Source organism: Janthinobacterium sp. FW305-128 (assembly GCF_020858135.1).
Lineage (GTDB): Bacteria > Pseudomonadota > Gammaproteobacteria > Burkholderiales > Burkholderiaceae_D > Janthinobacterium.
The window spans coordinates 87,531-106,593 of the sequence record NZ_JACYMK010000013.1 but is presented as its reverse complement, the minus strand read 5'-3'; the positions used below and the strand labels follow the sequence as shown (position 1 = coordinate 106,593).

The window sequence follows — 19,063 nt, the reverse complement described above, 5'->3', positions numbered from 1 at the left end:
GGTCACGATGTCAGTGGAGAATGACGCGCATGATATCGTGGATTGCCGCCCTTGCGTGAATGACGCTGCGGATGGGACGGCGTGCTTGCCGCCTGCGCTTGCGCCGCATCTGGAAAATTTGGCCATCTGTGAGTACACTGGTTTCTTTGTTTGCCAGCCACCCCCGACTCCGTATGAAAGCGCTCGCTCCCGGCACCGTCATTTTTCACCGCCACCGCGGTTACGGGGTGATCACGTCCGTCAATTTGCTGACGGGCTGGATCGCCGCCCGTTTCGGCAGCGAAGCGCGGACCCTGGACCTGAACCTGTCGACCGACGACGTGCAGTTTGCCGATGGCGAAGCGATCCTGTTTCGCCGCGCGCCGCCCGACCGCATGCCGCACGCGCGCCTGATGGCGATGGTGCGCGCACTGCACCAGGCCGGCTATCAAAAACTGTATCTGTATTCCTGGCCCAAGCCATCCGGGCTGCACTGGCGCTGGCATTTGTTTACGGGGCCGCGCGACTGGATGCAGCGCCCCTGGCGCGAAGGCTGGTATGGCTCGGGCGCCGATTACAACGTCAATCCCGTGATGGGCTGGGGAGACTCTCCCGGCGCTTCCACTGGCGAGTTGATCGATGCACTGGCCCGTTTCGATCCGCAAGGCCTGGCGCAGGCGCTGGGGCGCGACGACGACCATAGCGAGTGGTTTGGCCGCGTCTGCGACGCTTTATTACCCGATTACATGTACAGCCTGGACATGCAGCGCGCGCCAGGCGAACCCTTGCAAGACATGCCGCCCGTGCCGGTCGTGGCCGTGCGCGCCGGCGTGGCGCCGTACAGTGGGCCTGACATCGCCTGGCCGCCCGGCTGGACCGGCCTGTGGCGCGGCCGGCACGTGCTGTCGGCGCCCGCCATCCGCATCACGGGCGAGCCCGACCTGATCAAGGGCTTTCAGCGCTCCTGAGGGGCTTGGCGCGCATGCTGCAATGCTTCGGGATTGAGCAGGCGCGTGCATTGATTCTGCGTAAAATCGACGATGTTTTGCAAGGCGTAGCGGAAATACAGCTCATAGCTGTCACGCTCGACGTAGCCCAGGTGTGGCGTGGCCAGCACGTTCGGCAGCAGCAGTAGCGGCGAGCCTGGCGGCAGCGGCTCGTCCGTAAACACGTCGAGCGCGGCGGCGCCCGGATGCCCCTGTGGCAGCGCCGCTTCCAGTGCGCCATCGGCCACCAGTTCGGCGCGGCTGGTGTTGACGAACAGGGACGTCGGCTTCATGCGCGCCAGATCCTCGCTTGTGACCAGGCCGCGTGTCTTGTCGGACAGGCGCAGATGCAAGCTCAGCACGTCGGCCTGCTCGAAGAACGCCGCGCGCGAGACCGCCGCCGTGTCGCCGGCCGCCACGGCCGCTGCGCGGCTCGCTTCGCTGCCCCACACGAGGATGGTCATGCCGAAGGCGCGGCCATAGCCGGCGATCAATTGGCCGATCTTGCCGTAGCCCCAGATCGCCAGGGTGCGCCCTTTCAATACCGTCCCGAGCGTGTTGTGCTTTGGCTCCAGCGACGACGTCTGCCACAGCCCCTCCTGCAAATGTTGCGCGTATGGCACGATCTTGCGCTGCGCCGCCATGATCAGCGCCCACGTCAGTTCGGCCGGCGCCGTGGGCGAGCCGATGCCTTCCGCGATGGCGATGCCCAGCTCGGTGGCGGCCGCCACATCGATGTGTCCGCTGACCTTGCCCGTTTGCGAAATCAGTTTCAGGTTCGGCAGTTTCGACAGCAAGGCACGGTTGAAACTGCTGCGTTCGCGGATCAGCACCAGCGCGTCGAACGGCGCCAGGCGGATCGCCAGCTGGCCCAGGCCCCGTGCCGTGTTGCTGAACACTTTGACCTCGTGGCCATCGAGCAATTGGAAGCAATCGAGGCCGCGCACGGCATCCTGGTAATCATCGAGTATGGCAATTTTCATGGTGGATGGCCGATTTTAGTAAGGATTTGGTAGGGAAATAACAGGATACGGGAAATGCTGAATAGCCTACTACATTAGTCAAGCTATTCTCCTACATTTTTGCGAGAATAGCCGTTACGCGGGTGTACAATCGCCGGCACTTTTGAAGCTTCGTGATTATAGTGATAGCGCAAACTGTTCCTGCATCCCGGGAGCATGATCCAGGTAAATGCCGCTGGCGCGAACGCCGCGGCGGACACGACACCAGAGCCCTGCCCGCGTGAACACACCGCCCGCAGTGAGCCGCAGCCACCTCTCAACGATGCTGCCTGTCTTGCCGGAACGACCAGAATTTCTTTTATTGGTATTGGAGGTAATATGAATCAGCCCGTCATGGGTGGCGTCGCCGCACTCAACGTCCCAGCTTATATTAAACAACAGAAACTGATCAACTGGGTGGCCGACATTGCCGCGCTGACCAAGCCAGACCGCATCTACTGGTGCGACGGTTCGCAAGAAGAGTACGAGCGCCTGTGCGCCGACATGGTTGCCAGCGGCACCATGAAAAAACTCAATGCCGACAAGCGCCCGAATTCCTACCTGGCCTGCTCCGACCCGAGCGACGTGGCACGCGTCGAAGACCGCACGTATATCTGCTCGGCAACGAAAGAAGCGGCCGGCCCGACGAATAACTGGACCGAGCCTGGCGAAATGCGCCACACCCTGAACGGCCTGTTCGATGGCTGCATGCGCGGCCGTACCATGTACGTCGTGCCATTCTCGATGGGCCCGCTGGGCTCGCCAATCGCCCACATCGGCGTGGAACTGTCCGACTCGCCTTACGTCGCCGTCAACATGAAAATCATGACCCGCATGGGCCGTGCCGTGTACGACGTGCTGGGCACCGATGGCGCATTCGTTCCATGCGTGCACAGCGTGGGCGCACCGCTGGCTGCCGGCCAGGCCGACGTGAAATGGCCGTGCAACAGCACCAAGTACATCGTGCATTTCCCGGAAACGCGCGAAATCTGGTCCTTCGGTTCCGGCTACGGCGGCAACGCCTTGCTGGGCAAGAAATGTTTCGCCCTGCGCATCGCCTCGAACATGGGCTACCAGGAAGCGCAAGCATCGGACAACAACCCGGGCTGGCTGGCCGAACATATGCTGATCCTCGGCGTGGAATCGCCGGAAGGCAAGAAGCATTATGTCGCGGCAGCGTTCCCGTCGGCTTGCGGCAAGACCAACTTCGCCATGCTGATCCCGCCGGCAAGTTTTAACGGCTGGAAAGTGACCACCATCGGCGACGATATCGCCTGGATCAAGCCGGGCGCCGATGGCCGTTTGTACGCCATCAACCCGGAAGCCGGCTACTTCGGCGTGGCACCGGGCACCAACGAAAAAACCAATTACAACTGCATGGCCTCCATGCGCGACAACACGATTTTCACCAACGTGGCGCTGACGGACGATGGCGATGTCTGGTGGGAAGGCTTGAGCAAGGAAGCACCTAGCCACCTGATCGACTGGCAGGGCAAGGACTGGACGCCGGCGTCCGGCACCAAGGCCGCGCACCCGAACGCACGCTTCACGGTTGCGGCAACGCAAAACCCCGTGATCGACGCGGCCTGGGACGATCCGGCCGGCGTGCCGATCTCGGCCTTCATCTTCGGCGGCCGCCGCTCGACCACCGTGCCGCTCGTCACCGAAGCGCGCAACTGGGTCGAAGGCGTGTACATGGCTGCCACCATGGGCTCGGAAACGACGGCTGCGGCCGTGGGCCAGATGGGCGTCGTGCGCCGCGATCCGTTTGCCATGTTGCCGTTTATCGGCTATAACATGAGCGATTACTTCCAGCACTGGCTGGACATGGGCGTCAAGGTGGGCAAAGTCAACGCGGCGGCCCTGCCGAAGATCTACTGCGTCAACTGGTTCCGCACGGACGAGGCAGGCAAGTTCGTCTGGCCTGGCTTTGGCGACAACATGCGCGTGCTGAAATGGATGCTGGAGCGCATCGAAGGCAAGGCGGGCGGCGTGGAAAACCTGTTCGGCACGACACCGCAGTATGGCGACCTGAACTGGGATGGCTTGCCATTCACGCAACAACAATTCGACACCATCACCTCGATCGACAAGGCCGCGTGGGTGGAAGAATTGAAATTGCATACGGAATTGTTTGAAAAACTCGCGTATCATCTGCCGCAAGAATTGGCAGATCACAAGGCTGCGCTGGAAAAGCGGCTGGCTGAGTAAACGTTTAGTAGTGGGGGAGAAACACGCCGGCAAAGACTGGCGTGCGATAAACGACACGCCGGCAATGACTGGGGTGCTATCAAAAAGAGAAACGGTGCGGATTGCATGAGCAATCCGCGCCGTTTTTTATTGTCGGTATAATATTTCTATATGGAAATTATTGCTGTCATGCCTGCCCGAAAAATGAAAAACACGCTCATCATTATTAGCACCGTGGCCGCCTGCCTGCTCGGCAGCGGCGCTCATGCCGACCACCGCCAGGATTGTGAAAGTGCGGACTATGCCAAGCGATATGACGACACATTTGCTGCAGGCATGAAGAACAATGTCGAGCGCCTCAGGCAGCAGCAGGCCGCACATCAAAAAAAGCTGGACGGCATGGTGGCTGCCTTGAAACAACGCGGCGTGTGGTCGGACGACGACTCCGTGACGTTCTTTACGAATATCTGGGCGGATGAGAGCGGGAAGGCTGTGGAGGCTGGCCGGAAGAAGGCGACCGAGCGATGGAAGATTCAAGTGCTGACGATACAGTCCTGGGATGCCACCATGAGCGACCACCCAGCGCAGAAGACGCGCGGCATGTGTTTGCTTGCTCCCCGTGTACTTGATGAGGCCGTTGTCTTTTATGATGCGCTGGAAAAGGTCTGGAGCTATATGGAAATGAAAGTTGCGGAAGTAGCCAAGGACAAAAACGTGACCCTGCCGGCGTTGCCGTAGACTCGGGAATAAAAAATGGCGCGGATTGCATGAGCAATCCGCGCCGTTTTTTATTGCGCTGCTGTTGTTACTGCTTGAGCAGCGGTCCCAGGTACTTGCCTGTCACGCTGGCAGGATTGACGGCCACGTCTTCCGGCGTGCCGCTGGCGATGATCTGCCCGCCGCCGGCGCCGCCTTCGGGACCCAGGTCGACGATCCAGTCGGCCGTCTTGATGACGTCCAGGTTGTGCTCGATGATGACGAGCGTGTTGCCCTGGTCGCGCAGGCGGTGGATGACTTTCAGCAGCAAGTCGATGTCGTGGAAGTGCAAGCCCGTCGTCGGTTCATCGAGGATGTACAGAGTGCGGCCCGTGTCGCGCTTGGACAGCTCCAGCGACAGTTTCACGCGCTGCGCTTCGCCGCCGGACAGGGTGGTGGCGCTCTGGCCCAGCTTGATGTAGCCGAGGCCCACATCGAGCAGGGTTTGCAGCTTGCGCGCGATCAAGGGCACGGGCTTGAAGAATTCATGCGCCTCTTCCACCGTCATCCCCAGCACTTCCGTGATGTTCTTGCCCTTGTATTGCACTTCCAGCGTTTCGCGGTTGTAGCGCTTGCCGTGGCACACGTCGCACGGCACGTAGACGTCGGGCAGGAAGTGCATCTCGACCTTGATCACGCCATCGCCCTGGCACGCTTCGCAGCGTCCGCCCTTCACGTTGAACGAGAAGCGGCCCGCGCTGTAGCCGCGTTCCTTGGCCGTCGGCACGGTGGAGAACAAATCGCGGATCGGCGTAAACAAGCCGGTGTACGTGGCGGGATTCGAGCGCGGCGTGCGGCCGATCGGTGCCTGGTCGACGGAAATGACCTTGTCGAAATGTTCCAGGCCGCTGATCGATTCGTGCGGCGCCGGTTCCGTCTGCGAACCGTACAGATGGCGAGACAGGGCCGGATACAGGGTATCGTTGACCAGCGACGATTTGCCCGAGCCGGACACACCCGTGACGCACGTCATCAGGCCCACCGGCAAGCTCAGCGAGACCTTTTTTAGGTTGTTGCCCGTTGCGCCAGTAATCACCAGCTGCTTTTCCGGATTGCTCGCATGGCGCTTGGCTGGCACGGCGATCTTCAGCTTGCCGTTCAGGTACTGCGCCGTCAGCGATTTCTTGTTTTTCAGGATGTCTTGCAGGGTGCCTTCGGCGATGATCTCGCCGCCGTGCACGCCCGCGCCGATGCCCATGTCGACGATGTAGTCGGCCGTGCGGATGGCGTCTTCGTCATGCTCGACCACCAGCACGCTGTTGCCGATGTCGCGCAAGTGTTTCAAGGTTTCGATCAGGCGGTCATTATCGCGCTGATGCAAGCCGATCGACGGCTCATCGAGCACATACATGACACCTGTCAAACCGGAGCCGATTTGCGACGCGAGGCGGATGCGTTGTGCTTCGCCGCCGGACAACGTATCGGCGCTGCGGTCCAGCGACAGGTAATCGAGCCCCACGTTATTGAGGAATTTCAGACGCGAAATGATTTCCTTGACGACCCTGTCGGCGATTTCTTTCTTGGCACCCGTCAGTTTCAGTTTTTCAAAGAATTCCAGGGTCTCGCGCAGCGGTTTTCCCGCCACTTCATAGATGGCGCGCTGCTGCTTGCCGGTGCCGACCTTGACGAAGCGCGCTTCCACGCGCAGGCGCGCCCCATCGCAGGACGGGCAGCATTTTTCATTGATGAACTTGGCCAATTCTTCCTTGACGGCCATCGAATCCGTCTCGCGGTAGCGGCGCTGCAAATTATTGACCACGCCTTCGAACGTGTGTTCCTTGATGACGGTGCGGCCCCGTTCGTTGACATAGCTGAACGGAATCACTTGCTTGCCGGAACCGTACAGCACGGCTTGCTGGGAATTCAAGTCCAGTTGCTCGAACGGCATGTCCAGGTCGAACTCGTAATACGCGGCCAGGTTCGACAGCATCTGGAAGTAAAACTGGTTGCGGCGGTCCCAGCCCTTGACGGCGCCCGAGGCCAGCGACAGGTTCGGGAACGCGACGATGCGTTTCGGGTCAAAGAATTCAATGTGTCCCAGGCCGTCACACTCGGGGCAGGCGCCCATGGGGTTGTTGAACGAGAACAAGCGCGGTTCCAGTTCCTGCAGGGAATAGCCACACACATTGCAGGCGAACTTGTTCGAGTAAACATGTTCCTGGGCGGTATCCATTTCGTAGGCGATGGCGCGGCCGTCGGCCAGGCGCAGGGCCGTTTCGAAACTTTCCGCCAGGCGCTGCTTGATCTCCTGGTTCACCTTGACGCGGTCGATGACGACGTCGATCGTGTGTTTTTCCGTTTTCTTTAATTTCGGGAGGTCATCGACTTCATAGATCTTGGCCGCATGCGTGCCGCTCTGCACGCGAAAGCGCACGAAGCCCTGCGCCTGCATCTGCTCGAACAGATCCACGTGCTCGCCCTTGCGGTTGGCGACGACGGGCGCCAGTATCATCAGCTTGGTGTCTTCCGGCATGGCCAGCACGGCGTCGACCATTTGCGACACGGACTGGGCGGCCAGTGCGTTTTCCGGATGGTCGGGGCAGTAGGGCGTGCCCACGCGCGCATACAGCAGGCGCAGATAATCGTGGATTTCCGTCACGGTGCCCACCGTCGAGCGCGGGTTGTGCGACGTTGCCTTCTGTTCGATGGAGATGGCGGGGGATAGCCCCTCGATCAGGTCGACATCGGGCTTTTCCATCAATTGCAGGAACTGGCGCGCATACGCCGACAGCGACTCGACATAGCGGCGCTGGCCTTCCGCATACAGGGTATCGAAGGCCAGCGACGACTTGCCGGAGCCGGACAAGCCGGTAATCACGATCAGCTTATTGCGCGGCAAATCGAGATTGATATTCTTGAGGTTATGCGTGCGAGCGCCGCGAATGCGGATCTGTTCCATGTGATTGCCTTGCTTTCAGTGAGTGGTGCGGCCGGCGCATTGTGCCTGGGTGCAGATGAGGAGCCACAACGGGTCAACCTGTAACTATAGCCGGGTTTTGCTCTGCATGCCTGAGGCGTCCATGGGCGGATTGCGCCGCCGGGCGAACGTGCCCTGACAAAGTTTGATGCAGATGCGTACTGACGTTTGAATACTGTATATAATACCAGTATTCAAGTTTCTTGTTTTCCTCTGCCGTGAAAAAAACGTGCCACCGCACGGGAGATGGCGTCCGCCAGAAAGCGGGTGCTTTGCGTCGCGTGGTCGCTTATAATCCTCGTTTAGTACACTAAACTAACGCGCGGGACACCGGCTCCCGCTGCAGTTCATCAGGAGTTATTCATGGCATCAGTCAACAAAGTCATCATCGTCGGCAATCTGGGCCGTGACCCGGAAATCCGCTACATGCCTAGCGGCGACGCGATCGCCAACATCGCCGTGGCCACTTCGTACAAATCGAAGGACCGCAACACGGGCGAACAAAAAGAATTGACAGAGTGGCACCGTATCTCGTTCTTCGGCCGCCTGGCGGAAATCGTCGGCCAATACCTGAAAAAAGGCTCGTCCGTCTACGTCGAAGGCCGTCTGCAAACCCGTAAATACACGGACAAGGACGGCGTCGAGAAGTACGCAACCGACATCATCGCGGAACAGATGCAAATGCTGGGCGGCCGTTCCGGCATGGGCGGCGACGCCGGCGGTGGCGATGACAGCTACGGTGGTGGTGGCGGCGGTTACGACGCCCCGGCCCCGCGCCAGGCGCCAGCCCCGCGTCCAGCTCCGGCACCGGCGCCACGCCCGGCACCGAAGCCAGCGCCGAACTTCTCGGATATGGATGACGACATTCCGTTCTAAGCACGTCGTTCTGACGCCTGGCGTCAGACACTGTCGATAAAGAGCCTGCTTCATCCGTGAAGCAGGCTTTTTTTATGCGCACCGGTGGTAGAAGGCAATCCCGGGTCGCATTGTTCCATTCGGCAGCAAGAAGCGGATGGCGGCGCTGTCCCGATGCTGGTCTGATGGTGTTTTTGACGACGCCGGAGAACAGCATGGATTTTCGCATTACGGGGCTGTCGCCCGAGCCCTTTCTACCCTTTTTTTTCCTATCCGATGCCGAGCTGGCGGCGCTCGGCATGCGGCGCTACGTGGTCGACCAATACCCCGGATTTCCTGACCGTATAACGCTGGAGGACGCCCCGCTGGGCGAGACCGTGCTGTTGTTGAACCATGTGTGCCAGCCCGCCATGACGCCTTACCGGGCTTGCCACGCCATTTTTGTCCGCGAGGGCGCCACGCAAGTGTACGATGCCATCAATCAAGTACCGGAATCGATGCGGCGGCGTTTGTTGTCGCTGCGTGCTTATTGCGCCGACGGCATGATGCTCGATGCCGATGTGGTGGAAGGCACCGCCATCGAGGCCGTCATTGCACGACTATTCGGCAATGCGGACGTCAGTTATATCCACGTCCACAATGCCAAGCGGGGCTGTTATGCAGCGCGCATCGACCGCGCGGACTCCCTTGCCTAATCGCGCAAGCCCATTTCCAGACTGTAGCTGGCTACCGCATTCCTGCGCGCCGCGTTGCGCATCAAATACACCTGCACCGTGTACTCGCCATCGGCCGGCAGTTTCGCCTGGTAAGCGTTGCCGCTGGTCGAGCCGATGAACAGGGCTTCCTCCTGGCCGGCCTGGCGGATGTTGAAGTAATTCGATGCTTGATTGGTTTTCAGCTTGACGCTGAGGGTCTGGCCGGCCTTGCCTGTCAACGTATATTCGGCCGTGGCGTAGCCCTTGATCTTGCCTTTCACGCTGCGCGCGGCTTTGCCTGCCGACAATTCCACTGTTTCCTTGTGGACAGGGTCGGCGCTCCAGGCGGGCGTGGCAAACACGAGGGCCGCCAGCAGCAGGCCGGGGCAAAGGGACAGGTGACGACGCAGCATATGGCATTTCCTTTGAACGTGGATGAATAAGCAGACGGTGGCGATGCCGTCCATGTTACGCCAGCGGTTGCCATGCGCCTGTACGGCAGCGCGCGTATGGCCAGTTCGAGGACGGTTTTTTCACCTTTCTTGACCTATGTACTTTTTCTGGACGCGCACGTTTCAAGATGCGGCGAAATACGATTTTCGGGTAGGCTGAAGCGTCTCTTCGATGCGGAACTGGCCGCGGGCGCCGCTGCGCCGGACCGGTTTTGCAGCTCTTCTTCCCTGTATTGAAAGGAACGCAGAATGGGTATTTCCGGAAAAGTCGCGCTGGTCACGGGTGCCGCGCAAGGTATCGGCAAGGCCATCGCCTTGCGCCTGGCCAAGGATGGCGCCGATATCGCGCTGGTCGACCTGCACCAGGAAAAACTGGACGCGGCCGCCGCCGAAGTGCGCGCGCTGGGGCGCCGCGCCATCACCTTCATTGCCGACGTGTCGCAGCTCGATCAGGTGAGCGCGGCGGTGGCGTTTGCCGAACAGGAACTGGGCGGCTTCGACATCATCGTCAACAACGCCGGCATCGCGCAAGTGCAGCCGCTGCTCGACGTCACGCCGGAAGAGGTCGACCGCATCATGCGCATCAATGTGCAAGGGACGCTCTGGGGCATCCAGGCGGCCGCCAAGACCTTCAAGAAGCGCAAGCAGAAGGGCAAGATCATCAATGCCTGCTCCATCGCCGGGCATGACGGCTTTGCTCTGCTGGGCGTGTATTGCGCCACCAAGTTTGCCGTGCGCGCGCTGACGCAGGCGGCGGCCAGGGAACTGGCGGCCGACGGCATCACCGTCAACGCGTATTGCCCTGGCGTCGTCGGCACGGACATGTGGGTCGAGATCGACAAGCGCATGGCCGAAGTGACAGGCGCCGAGCTGGGTGCGACGTATAAAAAATTTGTGGACGGCATCGCGCTGGGACGCGCCGAGACGCCCGATGACGTGGCGGGACTCGTTTCCTTCCTGGCAGGGCCTGACGCCGATTACATGACGGGCCAGGCGCCGCTGATCGATGGTGGTCTCGTGTACCGTTGAGGTATTGACCGCGCAGAAAAAACAGCCCGCGCTGTCACCGATAGCGCGGCCTGTTGGCGTGGCAATGCAGCGCTGGAATGCAGCAGGGAGATGAGTGACCCGGTGCTACACTCGCTATTTTCAGCGACGCCAGGCGTCGGAAAGACGGGACCATGCCAGTCGCACAGAACATGATATTACGCGCCGTTGCGCCCGGCGAAGAAGGGGCGCTGGCGCGGCTGTTCCAGCTGTACTGCTACGAAAATACGGCCTGGAGTGGCGAAGACGTGCTGGCCGACGGTCGCTACGATGTGTGCGATGCCGGGCTGGCCGAGTATGTGCATGCGCCCGCGCATACTGCCGTCTGGATCGAGGTCGATGGTGCGCTGGCGGGCTTTTTCATCACGGAGCCTGGCGTGGCGGGCAAGCTGCCGGTGCAGGAGTTCAGCGACTTCTTTATTTTGAAGAAGTACCGGCGCCGGGGCGTGGCGCTGGAAGTGGTGCGCCGCGTGCTGCTGGGCAGCGAGCAGACGTGGCTGGTGGCGACGTTCCGCGCCGATGCCGCTGCCTGCGCGTTCTGGCGGCAGGCATTTGCGCGCCTGCCGTTTGCCAGGATCGAGGCGTACGAGGATCCGGACTTGCCGCAGTTCCAGCTGACTTTGCTGAAACCGGCGGCCTGAGCCGGTTTAGAAGCGTACTTTCACATATGCCGACGGTCCCGTCAGGCGGATGTTCAGGTCGGCATCGCGTTCGCTGTCGCGGTGCAGCTTGATTTTCGAGATGCCGTAGTCGGCCACGAAACCGATATTCTTGAACGGGAACCACTCCACGCCGATATTGCCGCCGTAGATGTGGCCGTTGATGCGCCCGCCATTTTTCTTGATGCCCGACGCTTCCGCATACATGCGCAAATCCGGCGTGAAGGCATGGCGCCAGCCCACTTCCAGCAGCGGCGCAAACGCGTGCTCGCCGATGGAATCGTGCGCCGTGGCTGTTTCGCCATTGACGACGCCGGTGGCCGTGCCGTTCAGGTTGGCATGGTAATAGGCGGCGCCCAGACCGATGCCCAAGGTGTCGTTGCCGCTGCCGAGCCACCATTTATAGGCCAGCTTGGCCAGGTCCAGCTTCAGATCGGCATTTGCCGTGGCCGTTCCCGTGACGGGCTGGCCATTGATGACGGTCTCGCCCGTCAGGCTTGGCGTGTAGGATTTGTCGTAGCGGTAGTAGTCGAATGCCAGGCCATGGCGGTCGCCGATCAGCAAGTCCGCCTTGATGCGCGGGATGGTCGTATGGCTTTGCTTCGATTCGGGCGCGTCGATGCGGCCAAATTGCGTGTCGGCGCCGATATTGATGCGCGGATCGGCGGAAAACGCCCCCACCGAGATGCTGACACGGTCCAGCGTGGGCGATGGCTCGGCCCGTGCAGTGGCGGCCGCCGTGGCAATGCCCAGCACGCCCAGCATCATGGCGCCGCGCAAGGCGAGGTGGTGCGGGCGTGGTGGGGACAGGCGGGTGGACACGGACATGACAGACATGGGGTAACTCCTCAAAATAAAGTGAAAACTGTCGCGACGTTTTGGGCAACAGTGCAATGAGGAAATGGTAGCAATTGTTACTTTTGAATTACGTAGCCGCACGGCGCAAATTACCGTCGGATTTGTCCTACCGTATGTAAGTCCTGGTTAGAGGAGAGGAAAACGATGCAAGCAATCATCGAGCTGGCGACACCGCGTTTGCTGCTGCGCCAATGGCGCGACAGCGACTTGGCGCCATTCGCGGCGCTGAATGCCGATCCCCGCGTGATGGCATATTTCCCGGCCGCCCTGTCGCGCGACGCCAGCGACGCTATGGCGCGGCGCTGCAGCGGATTGATCGCCGGGCGGGGCTGGGGTTTATGGGCGGTAACCTTGCGTGAAAACAATGCCTTCATCGGCATGACGGGGCTGCATAGCCCCGACGCGCAATTGCCGTGCTCGCCATGCGTGGAAATCGGCTGGCGTCTGGCGTTCGATTACTGGGGACAAGGTTACGCGCAGGAAGCGGCGCACGCCGCCCTGCAGGTTGGTTTCGAGCGTTTGCAACTGCCGGAGATCGTCTCGTTCACGGCCTTGCCCAACGTGCGCTCGAGCACCCTGATGGCGCGCCTGGGCATGCGCCGCGATGCTGCCACCTTCGAGCATCCGGCCCTGCCGCCAGGACACGCATTGCGCACCCATTGCCTGTATCGTCTGACGCGCGCAGAATGGGGCGCACAGGAGGGAACATGAGAATCGCCGCCATTTCCGATATCCACGGCAACCTTGATGCGCTGGAGGCCGTGCTGGACGACATCGCCCGGCGTGACGTGGACGTGACCGTCAATCTGGGCGATATCGTCTCGGGCCATCTGCAGCCGCGCGCCACGGCGGCGCGCCTGATGGGGCTCGGCTTGCCCACCATCCGCGGCAACCACGAGCGCCAATTGTTCGGCGACCCGGCCCGCATGGGCGTGTCCGACGCTTTTGCGCGCGCGCAACTGCTGCCTGAGCAACTGGACTGGATCGCGGCGCTGCCCGCCACCTTGCGCTTGCGCAAAGACGTGCTGCTCGTGCATGGCACGCCGACAAGCGATCTCGTGTATTTTCTCGACAGCGTCACGCCGCAAGGCAGCCGCGCCGCCACGCAGCAGGAGGTGGCCGAACGGGCCGGCGATGCCGACGCGGCCTTGATCCTGTGCGGCCACACGCACATGCCGCGCCAGGTGCGCCTGGCCGATGGGCGGCTGATCGTCAATCCGGGCAGCGTCGGCTTGCAGGCCTACGACGACGACCACGGCTATCCGCACGTGATGGAAAACGGCACGCCGCACGCGCGCTATGCCATCGCGGAACAGGGCGCCGATGGCGCCTGGACGGCGCAGTTGCATGCGGTCAAGTATGACTGGGACAAGGCGGCCCGGCTGGCGCTGGCCAACGGGCGGCCCGACTGGGTCGTGCCCTTGCGCACGGGATTCGTCGGGCCGCTTGATGTTGCTTAGCAGCTTGGCGCGCGCGTGATGGGCACGGGCACCAGTTCCGTCTTGCCGTCCTTGGCGATCACCCGGTTGATGCTGATGCTGCAGCGCTTGCCTTCCCACGAGAACGCCGCTTCGTAATCTTCGCCCGCGCGCGGCGTGAAGGTGATGTCGCCACTGCAGCTGGGCGAGACGGTTTCATAGTTGATGCCGTTGACCACATAAAATGGCGAAACGTCCTGGAAGCCGATACGCAGGCTGCTTGGCTTGTCGGCTGGAACTTCGTATTCGCGGAAATAGGCTTTCGAGAAAATCCCATCCTTGCGCGACAGGTTTTTCGACGTTTCCGTCTCCGGGATGCCCAGGCTGGTATTGCTGACACTGCCGATCAGGGAACCGAAGGCGGAACTCATGCCGCCACTGGCTTTTTCCACGCCATCGCTGAACATGCCGCGGATGCAGCTGCTGTCGCGGTACAGGAAGGCCGTGGCGCCATTCTGGCCGAACAGGCGCAGGCGGCTGATGGCCGATGTTGCCGGCGCCGCTGGCGCGCTGGCCGCTTCGGCGGCGGGTGCTTCGGTGGTGGCGGTATCCTGGGCAAAACTGGCGCTGCAGAGCAACAGGGAAAAGAGGAAAGCAGGTTTTTTCATTGGTTTTAAAAATTATCAAAAAGAAACAATATATACCATTCGGCAATATTTTGTTGCTTTTTTGAATCGCTTCGCCTCCTCCAGACGCCTAGCGGAATTCTTCCGCCACCAGGTTGTACTTCTGCATCTTGTGATACAAGGTTTGTTTCGGCAATCCGAGCACCGTGCTCACTTCGCTGACGTTGCCCGCATATGCGCGCAGTTCCTGTTCGATCAGGGCGCGTTCGAAGCCGTTGACTTGCTCCGCCAGCGACAACGGACTGGGCTGGGCGCTCGCCAGCAGGCTCGAGGCGCCGCCGGCGATGCCGAGCACGAAGCGGTCGGCGATATTGCGCAATTCGCGCACATTGCCGGGCCAGGAATGGGCCATCAGGTTGCGCATCTGGGCGCTCGAGACGACGGGCGCGGCGCGGTTGTAGCGGGCGGCGGCGGCCAGCACGAAGTGCTCGAACAGGATGGGAATGTCTTCGCGCCGTTCGCGCAGCGGCGGCAGGTGCAGCACGATCAAATTCAAACGGTAATACAGGTCGCTGCGGAATTTTTGTTGCTGCGACAAGTCTTCCAGGTCCAGCTTGGCCGCCGCGATGACGCGCACGTCGACGGGTGTGGGCACGTTCGAACCCAGGCGTTCGATATAGCGTTCCTGGAGCACGCGCAGCAATTTCACTTGCAGGGACAGGGGCAGGCTTTCGATTTCATCGAGGAAGAACGTGCCCTGGTCCGCGTGCTCGATCTTGCCCACCTGCCGTTTGGCCGCGCCCGTAAATGCGCCCGGTTCGTGGCCGAAGACTTCGCTTTCGAATATGCTTTCGGGAATCGCACCGCAGTTGACGGCGACAAAGTTGTGCTTGCGGCGGTGGCTGAAGTCGTGCAGACAGCGGGCCACCATTTCCTTGCCCGTGCCCGTATCGCCATAGATCAGCACGTCGGCCGGTTCGTCTGCTACGTCGAGTATCAGGCGTCGTATGTCGCGCATCGCCACGGAATTGCCCAATAAACGTGCTTCGATGCCGCCGCCGTCCTCGAGCTGGCGGCGCAGGCTGTGCACTTCCAGGGTCAGGCGCCGGGTTTCCAGCGCGCGCAGGATGACGTCGACCAGCTGGTCGGACGAATACGGTTTTTCGATGAAATCGTAGGCGCCCGTGCGCATGGCGTGCACGGCCATGGTGATGTCGCCGTGGCCCGTGACGAGGATCACGGGCAGGTTGGCGTCGAGCGTCTTGACCGCTTGCAGCAATTCCAGGCCGCTCATGCCGGGCAGGCGCACGTCGCTCACGACGATGCCGGGGAAATCGGGCGTCAGCAGTTTATAGGCCAGTTCGGCCGAGTGGAAGGCCAGCACGTCCAGGCCGGCCAGCTGCAGTGCCTGTTCGCTGCCTTCGCGTACGGTGGGGTCGTCTTCGACCAGCAAGACCTTCAAGCCGTCAAACATGTTTTTCCTCCTGCGTTGCAATCTGTAGTTCGATGGTGAAGATGGCGCCGCCGCCTGGGGCGTTTTCGGCGCGCAGCACGCCGCCGAACTGGCGCGTGATCTGTTCGGAAATGGCCAGCCCCAGACCCAGTCCCAGGCCTTGCGGTTTGGTCGTGAAGAACGGTTCGAACAGGTGTTCATACACTTCCGTCGACAGGCCCGGCCCTGTGTCGGCCACGTGGATCAGCACGTGCTCGGGCGTGCACTCGACGGCCACGCGCAGGCTGCGCACCTCGCTGCCGTTCATGGCGTCGAGCGCATTGGCGTACAGGTTCACCAGCACCTGCTCGAGGCGGTTGCTTTCGCACATGGCGAAGATGTCCTCGGGCGGCAGTTGCAACGTAAAACGCACATTTTCCACCTGCAGCCGGCGTTCGACCAGGAACAGGGCGTTGCTGATCGCCGTGGGAATCGAGACGGAGGTCAGGCTGGTCGTCGATTTGCGCGCAAAGATCTTCAATTGCCCCGTAATGGTCCCCATCCTGGCCGCAATTTGCGAGATCTTCGCCAGGTTGCGCCGCGCATCGTCGAGCCGGCCCCGCTCGAGCAGAATGACGGCATTGTCGGACATGGTGCGCAGCGCCGTCAGCGGCTGGTTCAGTTCATGCGTGATGCTGGCCGACATCTGTCCCAGTACGGCCATCTTGCCAGCCTGGAAAAGTTCATTCTGCGTGATGTGGAGTTTCTGTTCGGCCTTGCTGCGCACCTCGATTTCCTGGCTCAGGCTTTGCGTCATGGCGTTGAGTTCCGAGGTGCGCTCCTCGACCATGGCTTCCAGGTTGTCGTAGGCATGTTGCAAGTCTTCGCGGGCGCGCAGTTTTTGCGCCACGGCCGCGCGCCGCTGGCGCAGGTAAAAGAACAGCAGCATGAAAAAGCCCAGCAGCACGCACGAGAAGGCGGCCGCCGCGCGCGCGCTGGCCTTGGCCTGCGCCAGGTCGGACAGGTAAATGAAGGTCCAGCCTTGCGGCGACTTGAGCTTGATCTGCGTCATGACGCTCGAGCTGGTCTTCGGTGGCGTGTCGGCGTGTTCCTGCTCGCGCACGCTGATCACGCGCGCTCCATTGCCCAGTTGGCGGTCGGAAACGAAGGGAATGGCTTCCAGCTGCTTTGAATAATACTGGCGCGTGCGGTTGAGTTCTTCGACGATGGCGGGCGACAGCGGCGCCAGGGTCTTGTACTTCCAGTCCGCCATGGAACTGAGGAAGATTACGCCGTGCTCGTCGGCCAGCATGACCTTGTCTGCGCCCTGTACCCAGCGTTTTTCCAGGGTTTCCAGGTTCACCTTCACCGTCGCCAGGCCCAGCATGTGGCCATTCTGGTAGATGCCGTGGGCAAAGAAGTAACCGGGCTCCAGCCGCGTCGTGCCCACGCCATAAAAGCGGCCCGGCGTGCCGCGCAAGGCATCCTGGGCGTAGGGGCGGAACGAGATGTTGTCGCCAATAAAGCTGTCCGGCCCCTGCCAGTTGCTGGCCGCCCGCGTGTTGCCGTCGAGGTTGCTGATGAAAATCGTCGAGGATTTCGCCTGGGCATTCATCTGCTCGAGGTAGTGGTTGACGGTGTCGACCAGCACCGGGTCTTCCGGGTGCTGCAGCAGGCGGATCACGTCGCGGTTCAGTTCCAGGGTCTTGGGCAGGAAGTCGTATTTCTCCAGCGCGTTTTCCAGGCTGCTCACATACACCTCGAGGCGCTGCGCGCCGCTCGCCTGCAGCTTGCCGATGGCGATGCGTTCCGTCCAGAAATACACAAGCCAGACGGTGGCCAGGCAGGCGGCCAGCACCACGCCCCAGGCCAGCGTTTCGCGGCCCGACCGTTGCGACAGGCGCTGGCGCCAGGAAAGGGTGGGTTTGTTACTGCTATTCATAAAATCAGCTGCCAACTTGCAAGAACCCACAGTATCGCATCTTGATGTGTCTCAACATAAAAAAAGCCGCCGGACATGCATCCGGCGGCCTGCGCATTTACGCATTTATTTCACGGACCTTTCGACGTCCGACAAAATCGTAGCGAGCGGCAGTGATTTGTGGCCGAGAAGCGCAACCGTACTTTAGTACGGTGAGCATCGCCGGCCGCAAAGCGCGCCGCGCAGTAGATTTTGGCCGACGTCCTTAGAACGTATGACGCATACCGAGGTTGAAACCGCTGTTGCCGGTGCCATTGTCGGTGGCGTTGCCGACGACGAAGGTGGCGCCGTTCTTGTTGCTGATGTGGCCATAGCCGGTGTACAGGTCGGTGCGCTTGGACAGGGCGTAGAACGCGCCGATGGCCCACTGCTGGGCATCACGGTTCAGGTTGCTCTTGTCGTTGTGGCGGATGTACGAAGCGACCAGCTTGGTGGCGCCGAACGGGGCGCTGAAGCCGACGAGGATGTCGTTGCTCTTGCTGTTGTCGAGGGCACGGTTGTCGGCGTAGCCGAAGTTGCCTTGCAGCACGCCAAAGTCGTAGCGCGTGGCCAGCAGGGTGTTGCGCGTTTGCTGGGTCGCCAGCGCATTTTCCTTGCGGTGGTGCGTCAGGGTCACGTTCAGCGGGCCATCGATGTAATGCACGGCGCCGCCCATGCTGCGGTTTTTCGCGTTGTCGCCGGCCACTTCGCCAAAGCCGTACGCCAGGTCGGCCGACAGTTTGCTCCAGGTCGGCGTGCTGTATTGCACCATGTTATCGACGCGGATATTCGTCACCATCAGGTTCGACGCCGTGCCGGCCAGGCCGATGACAAACGGATCGGCCACGTCGCGCAGGGCCAGGTAGTACGGAGAATATTGGCGGCCCAAGGTGACGGCGCCGGCGCTGCCGGTCAGGCCGACATACGCCTGACGGCCGAACAGCAGGCCGCCCTGGCCCGAGGTGCCGGTATCGATATTGAAACCGCTTTCCAGCACGAAGGTAGCGGCCAGGCCGCCGCCCAGGTCTTCCTTGCCCTTGAAGCCGATGCGCGAGCCCGAGGCGACGCCGGAAGCGACGCGGTTCAGGCGGTCTCCGGCCGCATCCTTGTCGAACACCAGGCCGGCGTCAGCCACGCCGTAGACGGTCACGCTCGATTGGGCCATGGCGCCGGTGGAGGCTGCGCCGAGGGTCAGCAGGGTAAACAGGACTTTTTTCATGAAAATCTCTCTA

The 19,063-nt window shown here is 61.4% G+C and carries 17 protein-coding genes; 9 read left to right on the top strand and 8 right to left on the bottom strand.

The features are described from left to right. Positions 1-173 precede the first annotated feature (173 nt). Positions 174-947, top strand: coding sequence for a DUF3022 domain-containing protein (locus IGS60_RS24455; RefSeq protein WP_230506458.1), 774 nt, complete (start codon positions 174-176; stop codon positions 945-947). Here IGS60_RS24455 and IGS60_RS24450 read toward each other — a convergent pair. Then, positions 935-1,948 (bottom strand): D-2-hydroxyacid dehydrogenase family protein, encoded by a 1,014-nt coding sequence (locus tag IGS60_RS24450; RefSeq protein WP_230506457.1) that lies wholly within the window; start codon positions 1,946-1,948, stop codon positions 935-937. The genes IGS60_RS24455 and IGS60_RS24450 overlap by 13 nt on opposite strands. Positions 1,949-2,305: 357 nt before the next feature. On the opposite strand from IGS60_RS24450, the gene IGS60_RS24445 reads away from it, so the two are divergent. Both IGS60_RS24445 and IGS60_RS24440 read left to right on the top strand, forming a co-directional pair. After that, positions 2,306-4,177, top strand: a complete 1,872-nt coding sequence (locus tag IGS60_RS24445) for a phosphoenolpyruvate carboxykinase (GTP) (RefSeq protein ID WP_230506456.1) — start codon at positions 2,306-2,308, stop codon at positions 4,175-4,177. Between the two features lie 150 nt (positions 4,178-4,327). Then, positions 4,328-4,894: a hypothetical protein gene (locus IGS60_RS24440; RefSeq protein ID WP_230506455.1), complete on the top strand. Its 567-nt coding sequence runs from the start codon at positions 4,328-4,330 to the stop codon at positions 4,892-4,894. Between the two features lie 67 nt (positions 4,895-4,961). Here the strand turns inward: IGS60_RS24440 and uvrA are convergent, their stop codons facing one another. Then, positions 4,962-7,811, bottom strand: coding sequence for an excinuclease ABC subunit UvrA (uvrA, locus tag IGS60_RS24435; RefSeq protein ID WP_230506454.1), 2,850 nt, complete (start codon positions 7,809-7,811; stop codon positions 4,962-4,964). A 381-nt stretch (positions 7,812-8,192) separates the two neighbouring features. Here uvrA and ssb point away from each other — a divergent pair, with 381 nt between their 5' ends. Next, positions 8,193-8,705 carry a single-stranded DNA-binding protein gene (gene ssb / locus IGS60_RS24430; RefSeq protein WP_058050329.1) on the top strand — a complete coding sequence of 171 codons (513 nt, stop codon included), beginning with the start codon at positions 8,193-8,195 and terminating at the stop codon, positions 8,703-8,705. Between the two features lie 194 nt (positions 8,706-8,899). Beyond that, positions 8,900-9,379 carry a DUF1203 domain-containing protein gene (locus IGS60_RS24425; protein ID WP_070292010.1) on the top strand — a complete coding sequence of 160 codons (480 nt, stop codon included), beginning with the start codon at positions 8,900-8,902 and terminating at the stop codon, positions 9,377-9,379. On the opposite strand, the gene IGS60_RS24420 is transcribed toward IGS60_RS24425, so the two are convergent. After that, entirely contained in the window at positions 9,376-9,792 is a 417-nt protein-coding gene (locus tag IGS60_RS24420) for a hypothetical protein (protein ID WP_230506453.1), read from the bottom strand. The genes IGS60_RS24425 and IGS60_RS24420 overlap by 4 nt on opposite strands. Before the next feature lie 288 nt (positions 9,793-10,080). Between IGS60_RS24420 and IGS60_RS24415 the strand changes: the two genes are divergently transcribed. After that, positions 10,081-10,860 carry an acetoin reductase gene (locus IGS60_RS24415; protein WP_230506452.1) on the top strand — a complete coding sequence of 260 codons (780 nt, stop codon included), beginning with the start codon at positions 10,081-10,083 and terminating at the stop codon, positions 10,858-10,860. Between the two features lie 152 nt (positions 10,861-11,012). Then, a complete protein-coding gene (locus IGS60_RS24410; protein WP_139143771.1) occupies positions 11,013-11,519 on the top strand; it encodes a GNAT family N-acetyltransferase in 507 nt (168 codons plus the stop codon). A gap of 6 nt (positions 11,520-11,525) precedes the next feature. On the opposite strand, the gene IGS60_RS24405 is transcribed toward IGS60_RS24410, so the two are convergent. Further along, positions 11,526-12,374 (bottom strand): OprO/OprP family phosphate-selective porin, encoded by an 849-nt coding sequence (locus IGS60_RS24405; protein ID WP_230506451.1) that lies wholly within the window; start codon positions 12,372-12,374, stop codon positions 11,526-11,528. 165 nt (positions 12,375-12,539) lie between these two features. Here IGS60_RS24405 and IGS60_RS24400 point away from each other — a divergent pair, with 165 nt between their 5' ends. Further along, the gene (locus IGS60_RS24400; RefSeq protein ID WP_230506450.1) at positions 12,540-13,106 is read left to right on the top strand and encodes a GNAT family N-acetyltransferase; all 567 of its coding nucleotides are present in this window, start codon (positions 12,540-12,542) and stop codon (positions 13,104-13,106) included. Continuing rightward, positions 13,103-13,855 (top strand): metallophosphoesterase, encoded by a 753-nt coding sequence (locus IGS60_RS24395; protein ID WP_230506449.1) that lies wholly within the window; start codon positions 13,103-13,105, stop codon positions 13,853-13,855. Before IGS60_RS24400 ends, IGS60_RS24395 begins: the two co-directional genes overlap by 4 nt. Here the strand turns inward: IGS60_RS24395 and IGS60_RS24390 are convergent. The 4 genes from IGS60_RS24390 to IGS60_RS24375 form a co-directional block, all read right to left on the bottom strand. Next, positions 13,852-14,481 carry a hypothetical protein gene (locus IGS60_RS24390; protein ID WP_121670680.1) on the bottom strand — a complete coding sequence of 210 codons (630 nt, stop codon included), beginning with the start codon at positions 14,479-14,481 and terminating at the stop codon, positions 13,852-13,854. The genes IGS60_RS24395 and IGS60_RS24390 overlap by 4 nt on opposite strands. 88 nt (positions 14,482-14,569) lie before the next feature. After that, complete coding sequence (locus IGS60_RS24385; protein WP_121670679.1) at positions 14,570-15,913, bottom strand: sigma-54 dependent transcriptional regulator; 1,344 nt, start codon at positions 15,911-15,913, stop codon at positions 14,570-14,572. Then, positions 15,906-17,813, bottom strand: coding sequence for an ATP-binding protein (locus tag IGS60_RS24380; RefSeq protein ID WP_230506448.1), 1,908 nt, complete (start codon positions 17,811-17,813; stop codon positions 15,906-15,908). The genes IGS60_RS24385 and IGS60_RS24380 overlap by 8 nt, the downstream gene beginning before the upstream one ends. Before the next feature lie 244 nt (positions 17,814-18,057). Further along, positions 18,058-19,050, bottom strand: a complete 993-nt coding sequence (locus tag IGS60_RS24375) for a porin (RefSeq protein ID WP_070224794.1) — start codon at positions 19,048-19,050, stop codon at positions 18,058-18,060. Between the last annotated feature and the right edge of the window lie 13 nt (positions 19,051-19,063).